This is a genomic window from Aphanizomenon sp. UHCC 0183 (assembly GCF_009712065.1).
Taxonomy (GTDB): Bacteria; Cyanobacteriota; Cyanobacteriia; order Cyanobacteriales; family Nostocaceae; genus Dolichospermum; species Dolichospermum heterosporum.
Genome location: NZ_VILC01000036.1, coordinates 39,311 through 51,858, shown reverse-complemented (window position 1 = coordinate 51,858; position 12,548 = coordinate 39,311). Strand labels below are relative to the sequence as shown.

The 12,548-nt window shown below is 37.7% G+C and carries 13 protein-coding genes; 9 read left to right on the top strand and 4 right to left on the bottom strand.

Going from position 1 to position 12,548, the window contains the following annotated elements:
• Positions 1–107 precede the first annotated feature (107 nt).
• The 3 genes from FJR37_RS14080 (at position 108) to FJR37_RS14070 (ending at position 2,320) form a co-directional block, all read left to right on the top strand.
• Entirely contained in the window at positions 108–1,028 is a 921-nt protein-coding gene (locus tag FJR37_RS14080; RefSeq protein ID WP_039202123.1) for a phosphate ABC transporter substrate-binding protein, read from the top strand.
• A 101-nt stretch (positions 1,029–1,129) separates the two neighbouring features.
• Positions 1,130–1,768, top strand: coding sequence for a 1-acyl-sn-glycerol-3-phosphate acyltransferase (locus FJR37_RS14075; RefSeq protein WP_039202124.1), 639 nt, complete (start codon positions 1,130–1,132; stop codon positions 1,766–1,768).
• A 255-nt stretch (positions 1,769–2,023) separates the two neighbouring features.
• Complete coding sequence (locus FJR37_RS14070; RefSeq protein ID WP_039202125.1) at positions 2,024–2,320, top strand: DUF2288 domain-containing protein; 297 nt, start codon at positions 2,024–2,026, stop codon at positions 2,318–2,320.
• A 138-nt stretch (positions 2,321–2,458) separates the two neighbouring features.
• On the opposite strand, the gene mnmE is transcribed toward FJR37_RS14070, so the two are convergent.
• Positions 2,459–3,853, bottom strand: coding sequence for a tRNA uridine-5-carboxymethylaminomethyl(34) synthesis GTPase MnmE (mnmE, locus tag FJR37_RS14065; protein WP_168466297.1), 1,395 nt, complete (start codon positions 3,851–3,853; stop codon positions 2,459–2,461).
• 98 nt (positions 3,854–3,951) lie between these two features.
• On the opposite strand from mnmE, the gene FJR37_RS14060 reads away from it, so the two are divergent.
• The 5 genes from FJR37_RS14060 (at position 3,952) to FJR37_RS14040 (ending at position 9,509) form a co-directional block, all read left to right on the top strand.
• Entirely contained in the window at positions 3,952–5,388 is a 1,437-nt protein-coding gene (locus tag FJR37_RS14060; RefSeq protein WP_168466296.1) for a TldD/PmbA family protein, read from the top strand.
• 124 nt (positions 5,389–5,512) lie between these two features.
• A complete protein-coding gene (locus FJR37_RS14055) occupies positions 5,513–6,193 on the top strand; it encodes a Uma2 family endonuclease (protein WP_168466295.1) in 681 nt (226 codons plus the stop codon).
• 3 nt (positions 6,194–6,196) lie between these two features.
• Positions 6,197–7,546, top strand: coding sequence for a TldD/PmbA family protein (locus FJR37_RS14050; RefSeq protein ID WP_168466294.1), 1,350 nt, complete (start codon positions 6,197–6,199; stop codon positions 7,544–7,546).
• 166 nt (positions 7,547–7,712) lie between these two features.
• A complete protein-coding gene (locus FJR37_RS14045; RefSeq protein ID WP_174763421.1) occupies positions 7,713–8,810 on the top strand; it encodes a DUF262 domain-containing protein in 1,098 nt (365 codons plus the stop codon).
• A 6-nt stretch (positions 8,811–8,816) separates the two neighbouring features.
• Entirely contained in the window at positions 8,817–9,509 is a 693-nt protein-coding gene (locus tag FJR37_RS14040; protein ID WP_039202129.1) for an MAE_28990/MAE_18760 family HEPN-like nuclease, read from the top strand.
• An 8-nt stretch (positions 9,510–9,517) separates the two neighbouring features.
• Here FJR37_RS14040 and FJR37_RS14035 read toward each other — a convergent pair whose 3' ends face one another.
• Entirely contained in the window at positions 9,518–10,549 is a 1,032-nt protein-coding gene (locus FJR37_RS14035; RefSeq protein ID WP_168466293.1) for a DNA cytosine methyltransferase, read from the bottom strand.
• Positions 10,550–10,919: 370 nt separating this feature from the next.
• On the opposite strand from FJR37_RS14035, the gene FJR37_RS14030 reads away from it, so the two are divergent.
• Complete coding sequence (locus FJR37_RS14030; protein WP_039202130.1) at positions 10,920–11,135, top strand: hypothetical protein; 216 nt, start codon at positions 10,920–10,922, stop codon at positions 11,133–11,135.
• A 203-nt stretch (positions 11,136–11,338) separates the two neighbouring features.
• On the opposite strand, the gene FJR37_RS14025 is transcribed toward FJR37_RS14030, so the two are convergent.
• Together FJR37_RS14025 and FJR37_RS14020 are read right to left on the bottom strand one after the other, a co-directional pair.
• On the bottom strand, positions 11,339–11,659 hold the full coding sequence (locus tag FJR37_RS14025; protein WP_168466292.1) for a BrnA antitoxin family protein: 321 nt from the start codon (positions 11,657–11,659) through the stop codon (positions 11,339–11,341).
• A 180-nt stretch (positions 11,660–11,839) separates the two neighbouring features.
• Positions 11,840–12,484 carry a DUF3386 domain-containing protein gene (locus FJR37_RS14020; protein WP_168466291.1) on the bottom strand — a complete coding sequence of 215 codons (645 nt, stop codon included), beginning with the start codon at positions 12,482–12,484 and terminating at the stop codon, positions 11,840–11,842.
• Between the last annotated feature and the right edge of the window lie 64 nt (positions 12,485–12,548).

The window sequence follows — 12,548 nt, the reverse complement described above, 5'->3', positions numbered from 1 at the left end:
GATCCAGTGTCAGTGCAGGATAAATCCTGCAACTAGCCTTCATCCCTTGTCTAAAGCACAGATGCGGCTGACTTAGGAAGCCGCATTTCTCTTATAATTAGGAATTTATGAGTCAGAGAAGCGGTCCACCTCCTATTGTGTTTATTTTGCTATTTTTAGGGCTTTTGGGTGGTGGTTACTGGTGGTTTTTTATGCGTAATCCTGCCCCAAATCCGACAGCTACGCAGCCAGAAAGTAATTCCCCTGCTGGTGAGACAACTACTCCCACTACTCCCACTTCTGCGGCTTTCCCGTTACCAACGACAGTAGCCAGTGGTACGACTGTAAAGATAGACGGTTCTACGAGTATGGTGACAATTAACCAAAATCTCAGGAAGGGGTTTGAGAAACAGTTTCCTGGTACGAAGGTAGAGGCTGTGGGGAATGGGACTGATAAGGGAATTCAGGATCTATTGGCTGGTAAAGTGGATATTGCGGCGGCTTCTAGACCTTTGACAGCACAGGAGCAAGGTCAGGGATTGAAGTCTGTCACCATAACACAAGATGCGATCGCTGTGATTGTCGGTAAGGCAAATCCCTTTAATAGAGGATTAACCAGTAGTCAAATTGCAGATATATTTCAGGGAAAAATTAATAATTGGTCAGCAGTGGGTGGTCTATCTGCGACTATCCGCGTCATTAATCGTCCAGCCATTAGTGGCACACATCAAACTTTTAAAGAATTAGTCTTAAAAGGAGCTAATTTCGGGACTACACCCAACATTACGACCTTACCCCAAGATGCGACCACTCCCTTAGTTCAAGCTTTGAAAACAGATGGTATCGGCTATGCGACTTTTGCTCAAGTTGCTAATCAGCAAACCGCGCGAGTCGTGGCTATTGAAGGCTTGACTCCAGAGGCGGCTAGTTATCCCTATAAGCGATCGCTGTATTATGTCTATAAAGACCCTGCTAGTGCCGGAGTGCAAGCATTTCTAGGTTATGCTACTTCACCTCAAGGACAACAGGCTTTAACATTAGGCAACTAATCTAGGAAAAATAAGCAGTTAGATTTAGGAGTTAGCGGTTAAAATAAGTTCTGACTCCTGAATTCTGACTTTTGTATTCTATTTTATTTATACTATCTTCTGTGACTAGAACTCGTGAACCCTTAATTAGTTTGGCACTGTATCACGCCTTTAAGTGGTCGGTGGTTAGTCCCGTATTACACGCATACTTTCGGGGCAAGATTTATGGCGCAGAAAATGTCCCCCAATCTGGTGCTGTCATAGTCGTTAGTAATCATGCTAGTTATTTTGACCCTCCCATAGTTTCTAGTTGTGTCCGTCGTCCCGTCGCGTACATGGCTAAGGAAGAATTATTTAAAGTTCCTGTTTTAGCACAAGCAATTAAATTATACGGCGCGTATCCTGTCAGTCGTGGCAGTGCTGACCGCAATGCAATTCGTTCTGCTTTAGAGTATTTAGCAAATGGTTGGGCTGTGGGTGTGTTTTTAGAAGGTACACGCACGAATGATGGTCGCATTCATGACCCGAAAAGAGGTGCAGCCCTCCTCGCAGCTAAGGCCAAAGCTCCTTTTTTACCGGTAAGTTTATGGGGAAGTGAGCAGATTTTACAACCGGGTTCTTCTCTACCCCGTTCTGTACCTTTGACTATTAGAATTGGTCAGTTAATTGATGCTCCCAGTTCTACTAATAAGGAAGAGTTGGAAAGAGTTACTCAAATGTGTGCGAAGGCAATTAATGAAATGCACGATTTGGGCAGGTAAAATTTATTAGATTGTCAGAATCAGGATGTCCAGGATTTGAGGATTTGCAGGATGTGATTGTTTAATTATTGGTTATTTATTTATGATGAGGATGAAGTAAGATGAGTCTCATCTATAAACCATCAAATAGCAATCCTGTAAATCCTTTAATCTTGTAAATCCTGATTCTGACAATTATTAGTTTCTCTATAATTCAAAGCTTATGAATAATTTTATATTGTAAAATCAAAATAATAACTAAAAAAGTGGGGAATTATGTCGGAGTTACGGGAAAAATTACAGCAAAATCTTGATGAAGCCGAATGGGAGTGGTTAATTCCCCATGTCCAAAAAGATGCGGTGATTTTGGTAGCGGAGAATTTGGATTTATTAGATGTAGGAGAAGCGATCGCTAGTGATAATATTCTTTCAGTGCAACATTGGATAGATGAACAATTATTAGCCAAACCGACAATAGATCAGGTGGGAGAATGGAATCTCAACCGTGAGAAGCGATTTAATGCTCTGATTGTTGAACCTTATGTCATCATCAAAGAAATCATTGCTGCCTAAAATACAGTCATTTTAAGAGTTTACAGCAATTCCCATGCAAGTGAGGTACAAGAAATCAGAATTAAACGCAGATGAACGCAGATGAACACAGATAATTTTGTACCTCATTAGACTAGGAAATAGGAATAATAACTTATTTTATTTACCAATACAGAAGCGGCTGAAAATCCGATCTAAAACTGATTCTGTAACTTCTTCTCCGGTTATTTCTCCTAATGCTTGAATTGCTCCTCTTAAATCAATTGTCCAAAAATCTAAGGGTAATTTATCGGTGATTGTCATTTGCACTTGTGCTAAGTCAATCTTTGCTTTTGTTAAAGCTGCTGCTTGTCGTTGATTAATTGCTAAATCTAGATCAGCGGCTTGAGCTTTTCCTTGTTGAACTGTTTCTAAAATTGCTGTTTCTAAATTATCAATTCCTTGATTTATGGCTGCGGCTGTAACGATTTTGGATGTTGGATTTTGGATTTTGGATTGTAAAGTTTCTTGTTCTGCTGTTGAAATCAAATCAATTTTATTAATGACTAAAATTACCGGACGGTGTTTTACTTGTTCATAAATTTCTTGATCTGCGGGTGTCCAACCTGCGGCTGCATCTATGGTAAATAATACCAAATCAGCATCATTAGCGGCACGATGCGATCGCTCTACACCGATTTTTTCAACTTGATCTGCTGTTTCCCGAATCCCGGCTGTATCTAACACTTGGACAGGAATTCCGCCCACAACTAACTGTGATTCTATCACATCGCGGGTTGTTCCTGGTAAGTCGGTGACAATGGCGCGATCGCTCTGACTCCAAGCATTTAATAAACTCGATTTTCCCACGTTTGGTCGCCCAACTATCGCCACTTTTAAACCAGTTCGCAGTAATTCACCTTTGTCTTTTGTGGCTAATAATTTGCTAATTTCCGCTGTCACTTGCTTAATATCTGCAATAATTCTCTGCTGATCTAAAGGTGGTAAATCCTCCTCAAAATCAATTCTGGCTTCGATTTCTGCCAAAATATCTAAACAATTAGCCCGTAATTTGCGGATAGGTTGGGCTAATTTACCTTGTAATCCAGCTAGAGCCGTTTGAGCAGCTTGAGGTGATTTTGCTCCCACTAAATCGGCGATACTTTCCGCTTGGGTTAAGTCTAATCTACCATTTAAAAACGCTCTTAATGTAAATTCTCCCGGTTGAGCTAATCTTGCGCCATTTTCCAAACATAGTTGTAATACTTGTTGTACCGCCATAATTCCCCCATGACAATGGAATTCTACCACATCTTCACGGGTAAAAGAACGGGGGGCTTTCATTATTAATAATAAAGCCTCATCAATAATTTGCTTAGTTTGGGGTTGACGAATATAACCATAAAGAATCTGATGACTTGACCAAACTTGTCGCCCTGGGGCGTAAAATAGATTGTGAGCGATCGCCATTGCCAGATCACCGGAAACCCGGACAATACCCACACTACCCTGTTGAGGGACAACAGCAGTAGCGATCGCCGCAATAGTTCCAGTGTTAGCTAATAATTCCGACATGAACAGTTTTTATACAAATTCAAAAACAGGAAATAAAGTGTAATATTAAACCACTACAGTCCCATAGTATCGCAAAGTGGAATTAAAAATTAAAAATTATGTTGATTGAACTAAAAAAAGCAATTGCTCATTTAAATATCCCCGCAGATTGGGTAGGAATCAGAGCCGTAAAAACAACTTCTACAGATCATTCTGTCCGTGATGGTTTACCCCAAAGCAACGGTAAATCATTGAATATGGGAGCAATGATCGAAGTCATCGTTAATGGTTGTTTAGGTTATGCCGCTACCAACTCCTTACATATCTCCAGTTTACAAAATACTGCGGAAATCGCCTATAAACAAGCAATTGCAGCTAGTAAATGGTGGATATATCCAATTAGTGAAAATACCCGTCCTCAAGTCATTGGTGAATATAACTCACCATGTTTAGAACCATTTAACGCTATTACTCCCGGAGAAATCAACGATTTACTCATTCAGATTTGTCAGCAACTCAAAATTAGCGATAAAATCGTGCAAACCACAGCTACAGTCGGCACAGATCAAAAAGAAACTTGGTTTGTCAGTAGCAACGGTTCAGAAGTATATCAAAATATTTTATCTCTTAGTCATCATTTTGGGGCGATCGCTCAAGACGGTACAATCGTCCAACAACGCAGTAATAACGGTTCTCATGCAAACTCTTACCAAGGTGGTTGGGAACTGTTTAAACACGATAACTTATGGCATCAAGTTCAAAAAATTGGTGAACAAACATTAGAATTATTAACAGCAGAAGAATGTCCAAATACCCAGACTAACCTAGTTTTAGCACCAGATCAAATGATGCTCCAAATTCATGAAAGTATCGGACATCCTTTAGAAATTGACCGCATTTTAGGAGACGAACGCAACTATGCCGGCGGTAGCTTTGTTACCAAAGATGATTTTGGTAAACTAGTATATGGTTCACCGCTCATGAATATCACCTTTGATCCTACAGTAGCAGGTGAATTTGCCAGTTATGGTTTTGATGATACTGGTGCAGTAGCCAGCAAAGAATATGTAATTAAAAAAGGCATTTTACAACGGGGTTTAGGCAGTTTAGAAAGTCAAGCTAGAGCAGATTTACCCGGTGTTGCTTGTGCGCGAGCTTGTTCTTGGAATCGTCCCCCCATAGACAGAATGGCTAACTTAAATCTAGAACCAGGAAACGCCAGCTTTGAAGAAATCATCTCAGGAATAGAACATGGAATTTACATGGAATCTAACCGTTCTTGGTCAATAGATGATCAACGTTATAAATTTCAATTTGGTTGTGAATATGCCAAATTAATTGAAAATGGCAAACTTACTAAAACTCTGCGTAATCCTAACTATCGTGCTACCACACCAGAGTTTTGGCATAGTTTAATTCAAGTTGGAAATAACACTAATTGGCAAATTTACGGTACACCTTTCTGCGGTAAAGGAGAACCAAATCAAGCCATTTCCGTAGGACATGGTTCACCCGTTTGTGCATTTGCCAATGTGGAAGTTTTTGGTGGTGGTTAATGAATTTTCTGATTTCTGATTTCTTCTTTATAACTTCTGACTGGGCGCACGCCGTGCGCCCCTACCTCCTGACTCCTCCTATTAATGCTACAATCAACAAGTAACTACTTGATGCCATATCAATATGATCATTGCTCAAGAATTAGAATTGAAGCAAGACATCTCCCCGGATGTAATATTTCCCCCTAGTGATTTATATAGTGATGAACCTCCCGTGGAATCAGAATTGCACCTAGAGCAAATTATGCTCTTAATCAAATGTCTCAAATGGTTGTGGAAAGATAGATATGATTTCTATGCTGCGGGAAATTTGACCATTTACTATAGTCCTAATCAAAAAAAATCACAATTTTTCCGAGGTCCTGATTTTTTCGTCGTCTTGGAAACTGAACGCAAAACCCGTAAAAGTTGGGTAGTGTGGGAAGAAGATGGTAAATATCCTAATTTCATCTTAGAAATTCTTTCACCCAGTACAGCTAATACTGATAGAGAATACAAAAAAGAACTTTATCAAAATACTTTCCGCACACCGGATTACTTTTGGTTTGACCCTTATACACTAGAATTTGCAGGTTTTCATTTAGTAGACGGAGAATATCAACCTTTAGAAGAAAATCAGCAAGGACATTTGTGGAGTTGTCAGCTAGGTTTATATTTAGGAATTTATCAAGGACTATTACGGTATTTTACACCAGCAGGAGAGCTAGTTCCCACACCTGAAGAAACCGCAGAAAAAGAAGCGAGAAAATCAGAACGTTTAGCCGCAAAATTGCGAGAATTAAATATTGATCCAGATACAATTTAAACCATGAAACTTGAAGAACTATCAACTTTAGAAAAAACTTTTAATCAACTCATCGAAACTCTGCTGAATAAAAAAGCAGAACATGAACATTTCACCGTCAGACTTAGCAGCGAAAGCAGTCAATTTACCCGCTTTAATTCTGCGAAAGTGAGACAAACAGGTTGTGTTCATGATGGTTCGATTCAATTGACCTTAATGGCTAATCAACGCAGTAGTTCTCGTCAGTTTCCCTTGACTGGAAATTGGGACGTAGATTGGGAATTAGCATCCACAGCTTTACAAGAATTACGTGATGAATTACCATTATTACCAATTGATCCTTATTTGGTTTTACCATCAGGAAATAATAGCAGTCGAGAAATTAATACTGGTAAATTATTAACTCCAGAAATATTAGTTCCCAGTATCCTCGAAACTGTGACTAATTTAGATTTTACGGGAATGTATGCTGGAGGAATTGTTATCAGAGGTTATGGTGATTCTAGCGGACAAAAACACTGGTTTGTGACTGATTCATTTAACTTAGATTATTCCTTATTTATGGCATCAGGACAAGCTGTAAAAGGAACTTTTGCCGGAAGTGAATGGAATGAATCTGCTTATTTAGCTAAAATAAATGATGGGAAACAGCAAATAGAAATGCTATCTCGTCCAGTTAAAGAATTACCCAAAGGACAATATAAAACTTATTTTGCTCCGGCTGCGGTGGCTGAATTATTGGGTATGCTTTCCTGGGGTGCTATCAGTGAAGCCGATATTCAACAAGGTAATAGTGCTTTAGCCGCTTTATCACGTCAAGAAAAACAACTTTCCCCAAAATTCACATTAAAAGAAAATTTTCAAAGTGGTTTAGTTCCCAGATTTAATAATTTGGGAGAAATAGCTGCACCAGAATTAGCATTAATTGAAAAAGGCATTTTAATTAATAGCTTAGTTAATTCTCGCACAGCGAAGGAATATAATAAACCCGCTAATGGTGCGAATGGTTCAGAAACATTACGTTCTCCAGAAATCAGCCTTGGTAATTTGGCTTTTGAGCAGATTTTACCCAGTTTAGATACAGGATTATATGTTTCTAATTTACATTATTTGAACTGGAGCGATCGCCCATCTGGCAGAATTACAGGAATGACTCGTTATGCTTGCTTTTGGGTAGAAAACGGCGAAATCATTGCCCCCATTGCTAACCTACGCTTTGATGAAAGTCTTTATCGCTTTTGGGGTGCAGAAAATCTCATTGATTTAACCAACTTCCAAGAATTTATTCCCGAAGTGGGAACTTACGGAAGCCGACAGTTAGGAGGTAGTTTAGTTCCCGGTATGTTGGTAAACAATTTCACCTATACGTTATAAACCTTCAACATTTTACCGCTTATTGGGTAGTTGGTAGCGATAGCGTCTCGTATCCCTTACGGGACTGAAGGAATAAAGATAGCACGACCTAGCGATCGCACATCATCTAATTTTAAGAGTGTGATATTATCCTAATAAAACCATTGCATTCAAGCTGGAGAGCCAGATGGCAAAAGCAAAAAACATACCACCAGAAATAAAAATTACTCATGAGCAAAGAGAAGCCGCAGAAATGGAAATTCGGGAAAAACAGAAAGTAGTTGACTATGACACCAAAGAATATCCAGTGGAAGTGCTTGTCAAGAAATATATAGAAGGAGAAGAGGAAGACACGAACGAGTTGTATGTACCAGACTATCAACGAGAGATGATTTGGGAAGAAGCTCGACAGTCAAAGTTTATTGAATCTATTATGCTGGGTATGCCAATTCCATATATTTTTGTTGCTGATTTGCGACCAAAAGATGATGATATTGATGATTTAGCTAGGTTAGAAATTGTTGATGGTACTCAACGTATTCGTACTTTACACAGATTTATTAATAATGAACTGAGGTTGTCTGGACTAGAAAAGTTGAAGCAGCTTAATAACTTCAAATTCCAAGACTTACATCCTGCAAGACAGAGACGTTTCAATCGAGCGGATCTTCGTATGATTGTATTGACTGATAAAGCTGATGAAGAAACACGGAGGGATCTATTTGAGCGTATCAATACAGGAAGCGTTCAACTTAACGACATGGAGATACGTAGAGGTGTATCTCCTGGTCCGTTTGTTAAACTTCTCGAAGAATTAGCTGAATATCCTAAATTCGATCAACTATGTCCATTATCAGATGCTGCTAAACTTAAACGGGAACGAGAGGAATTTGTATTACGTTTTTTTGCCTATCTAAATAATTATCAGAATTTTGGTCATCGAGTTAATCTGTTTCTTAATAACTATCTACAAGAACATAATAACGATGAAATAGACAGAGAGAAAATGAAAAATGAATTTTATAGAATGTTAGATTTTGTTGAGAAATACATAACAAATGGATTTACCAAGGGAACAGGTCATGTCAGAACACCAAGAATTAGATTTGAAACTATTTCTGTAGGTGTTGCACTTGCTTTGAGAGAGAAGAATGATTTAGTACCAAAATCAATAAAATGGTTAGATTCACCTGAGTTTAAAAAACACACCACCTCAGATGCAAGTAATTCTAAACCTAAAGTAATTGCTCGTATTGAATATGTCCGTGATCAACTTTTGAAATAATTAACTATGCAATCAGTGCTTACAGACTTTGATACCCGTGTTGAAGAAGTCAATAAATACTTCCATTTTCTGGAGCAATTAAGTACGGGAAAGACTAAATTAGCAGTATTAGAAGATAGTGGAGAACATAGGATTAAGCCTATTGATGCTGAACTAGAGAGAACTCTCAAAGCTAATGGGTATTTACTCCTCTATAATTTGGTTGAATCAACTATGCGGAATGCTATCTTAGCTATATTTGATGAACTAAAGAGCAGGGAAATATCTTTTAATTCTGTTAGAATTGAAATTAAAAATATAGTGCTTGATAACCTTAAAAAGCACTTAACAAATGATTTCCACTCCCAAATAACAGATATTTCTATTGATATTATTAAAGCTGAATTTAATAGAATAAAATTATTTTCAGGTAATGTTAATAGAGATCAAATTACAACAATAGCAAGGAAGTATGGATTTTCTCCTAGCACTGATTATACTCGAACAAAACATGGTAAAAACTTGGATACTGTTTTAAAAAACAGGAATTATCTAGCACATGGTAATGAATCATTTGCAAATGTTGGTAGAGATGTAACAATTGGAGATATTGTACAGATTAAAAACGAAGTAGTAGAATATCTTAGACAGATATTGATAAACATTGAAAATTATTTAGACAACCAAGAGTATTTACATTCGGACAATAGATCGACTTAACATATTTACTAAAGATGTGCCAAAATACTTTGACCTATAACTTCCCCTAATTTAACAGGAACAGCATTACCAATTAATCTTCCTATATGATGAATAGTTACTAAATCTTCATTAGGGTATATGAATTGGTAATTTGCTGGGAAAGTTTGTAATAATGCTGCTTCTCTCAAAGTAATAGCTCTATCTTGTTCAGGATGTCCAAATCGACCATTACCAAAACCAAAGCATTGTGTAGTAATAGTTGGACTTGGCTTATCCCATTCCATACGACCATATACACTAGGATAACTTTTACCAGTCTTTTTTGTATGACATTTAGCAATTAATTCTGGAGGCCAATCTCGCCAAGTTCCTCCAGGTTTTGAAGCCCGAATACGTTTAAGATTAAGGTTAGACAATTTGCTGCATAAATGGAGTTTATCAGTTTTAGATTGTTCACCTGCAGCTAGTGGTTCTAAATATGCAATAGTTTTTCTAACCGTTTCGTATCTTCCTTTATTATGAGTTTGTGGAATTAAATTAATTTTACCAAACTTTGAAGCAAGTAAAACTAAACGTCTTCGAGATTGAGGGATTCCATAATTTAGACAATTAACTTCATAAGGCTCAATATAATACTTTGAATTTTCTAAGTTCTCAATAAATTCCTGAAAAACTGCATGATATTTTAACTGAAGCACATTTTCCATAGAAATGATATCTGGTTCAGATTCTTTGACTAAACGGACAAAATCTTGTAAAAGTTTCCATTTAGATTGTTTGTCATTATAACGTCTTGAATAATTAGAGAATGGTTGACAAGGCGCACATCCTGCTAAGATTTTTATGCCACTTCCAGAAAAATGCTCTGCTAAATCAGAACCGCTAAGATTCTCTATATCTTGTAATATAAACTTCGCTTTGTTATTATGTTCATAAGGAAACCTACAGGCAGGATCAATATCATACCCAACTTTTACCGGAAGACCTGCTTGCTCAAATCCATGAGTTAGTCCTCCAGCACCACAAAATAAATCCACAGTAGCAATACTGACAGTCATTTCTCTCCTATTTTTGAGATATATAGCCCAACTAGCTAGACTAGCGCATTTTTCCTATTACTACAAGATGGTGGACAGTCTGCATATATTTATTTTTATGTTAAGTAGGTTAGCATTGAAAATCGTCGTTATGGCAAGGCAAAAGGCAAAAGGCAAGAGGCAAGAGTGAAGAGGGTTTGGGCGATTTTACTTTTCTTTACACAGATTGGTTTTATTGTGTTCACCTACTTATGTATTGGTGAACAAATAAAAAAGATATTGCAGACGGGAAATAAAAAATTAGCCCAAAAAGCGATCACTTCTCCTATTCTATTACGATAAACTAAGAGGCAAGCGTGCGATCGCTCTTTAAAATCCCGGAGATTTTTATATGGTTTCTACAGAAATTCTCAATAGCTTACACACTCTCAGTCGTGCAGATAAACTGTACATCATGCAGGTTTTGATATCTGAACTAGCTCAAGAAGAAACTAACTTAATTAAACCTGATAAATCTTATCCAGTTTGGTCGCCTTATGATGCTTTTGAGGCTGCAAATACCATGTTAGAAGTCTTACAAGTAGCTAAATCTCAAAACAATGACTAATTTTGAAATAAGTAATTGGACAAAAATATTTACAGTCATTGCGAGCGAAGGGAAGCAATCACAACCCTGGCGATTGCTTCATTTCACTTCGTTCCATATGGCTAACGCCACGCAACGCTAACGCAATGACATTGTGTAATTAATTCTGTCTCACTACTTATATCCTTTTATTACCATTAATTATTATTTGATTGTAAACAATTTTAGGCATGGCGATCGCTCCCCCTCACCAACACTATAATTGATCGAGCAGATTGTTTATTAACACTACTTTCAATATGACGGCGTAAAATCTCATTAATAGCTGTTTGATAGTCTTTATTTTCAGCTTTAAACCAAGCTATTACATCAGGTTCTAGTTGAACAACATTCTTTTCTTGTGCTGCGGGAATTCGCAGAGTTGCTTTTTCAAAAAACTCATCAGTCAATGGAGGAATATCAGAATAGTCAATATCCTCATCTGACATTGAATCTAAAGCTTGCCAATTAGTCCGTGAGATATTGTTCAAATCTTTTGCGTTCATAACGATCTGCCTTTCGTTATCACATATTTTACAGTATTTTTCATCCTGTAAATCCTTAAATCCTGGAAATCCTGATTCAGACAAAAAAGTCCCTATCAACTAGAACCCGTGTATGTAATCATTGTGGGTTCATTGAAGATAGAGACGTAAAAATGAGCTTGTCAAAGACTACTCAAAAACCTAACCCAACAACTCAATGTTAGAAAAGATGAAATCTTGAATAGAAATACGTTCTGCTATTTCCGTGCGGATTTCCCGACGGTTGAGAATGTAATAATTTCCTACCTTTTCATATTCATCAGTAAAATCGCTTTTACCGCCCTTTTGAGCGCCGGTTTCGGGGTCATGATAAACAGAATTGTATGTGTGAGAAAGATATCCTTCTCCAGTATCGTGACTGCTGAAAGTGTCAATAGTCACAAAAGTACCGTGAATTAAACGGTGAACGTGGCAAACTTCATTGTTACGCACTTTGTACTTATCTCCTTCGGACTTTCCACCAACAAAAATCTCTACTGCGCCGTTTGCATCCTTGCTACCATATCTAAAAGTATTTGCGCCGTGAGTCTGTGCAAAAGCTCGACGGACACGGTGAACGGCGATTTCCCAAGCTTGTCCATGAATGGCTTTTTTAGCAGCTTCGTCTTCCACATTCAGAACTTCTGCCTTCATATTGGCATCAATCCGCACTTGACCTTTGATCACTTGGTCATCATACTTATAAGTAATATCTGCGGTATAGCCAGGGAAATTTTCATCCCAAGTATAACGGTTTTGATAGGCAGCCTGAAAAAGTTCTTGGGCTGAGATTTGAGTAACTGTCATCGTGCTTGTCCTCTGGTTACAAGTTAAAATAGCTTTTTATCGTTGCTGGTATTAGCATAGAGGT

What these genes read in the sequence shown, in the direction of transcription:
- FJR37_RS14080 (WP_039202123.1), top strand. Translation starts at nt 108, where the DNA reads ATGAGTCAGAGAAGCGGTCCACCTCCTATTGTGTTTATTTTGCTATTT.
- FJR37_RS14070 (WP_039202125.1), top strand. Translation starts at nt 2,024, where the DNA reads ATGTCGGAGTTACGGGAAAAATTACAGCAAAATCTTGATGAAGCCGAA.
- mnmE (WP_168466297.1), bottom strand. Translation starts at nt 3,853, where the DNA reads ATGTCGGAATTATTAGCTAACACTGGAACTATTGCGGCGATCGCTACT.
- FJR37_RS14060 (WP_168466296.1), top strand. Translation starts at nt 3,952, where the DNA reads ATGTTGATTGAACTAAAAAAAGCAATTGCTCATTTAAATATCCCCGCA.
- FJR37_RS14055 (WP_168466295.1), top strand. Translation starts at nt 5,513, where the DNA reads ATGATCATTGCTCAAGAATTAGAATTGAAGCAAGACATCTCCCCGGAT.
- FJR37_RS14050 (WP_168466294.1), top strand. Translation starts at nt 6,197, where the DNA reads ATGAAACTTGAAGAACTATCAACTTTAGAAAAAACTTTTAATCAACTC.
- FJR37_RS14045 (WP_174763421.1), top strand. Translation starts at nt 7,713, where the DNA reads ATGGCAAAAGCAAAAAACATACCACCAGAAATAAAAATTACTCATGAG.
- FJR37_RS14040 (WP_039202129.1), top strand. Translation starts at nt 8,817, where the DNA reads ATGCAATCAGTGCTTACAGACTTTGATACCCGTGTTGAAGAAGTCAAT.
- FJR37_RS14035 (WP_168466293.1), bottom strand. Translation starts at nt 10,549, where the DNA reads ATGACTGTCAGTATTGCTACTGTGGATTTATTTTGTGGTGCTGGAGGA.
- FJR37_RS14030 (WP_039202130.1), top strand. Translation starts at nt 10,920, where the DNA reads ATGGTTTCTACAGAAATTCTCAATAGCTTACACACTCTCAGTCGTGCA.
- FJR37_RS14025 (WP_168466292.1), bottom strand. Translation starts at nt 11,659, where the DNA reads ATGAACGCAAAAGATTTGAACAATATCTCACGGACTAATTGGCAAGCT.
- FJR37_RS14020 (WP_168466291.1), bottom strand. Translation starts at nt 12,484, where the DNA reads ATGACAGTTACTCAAATCTCAGCCCAAGAACTTTTTCAGGCTGCCTAT.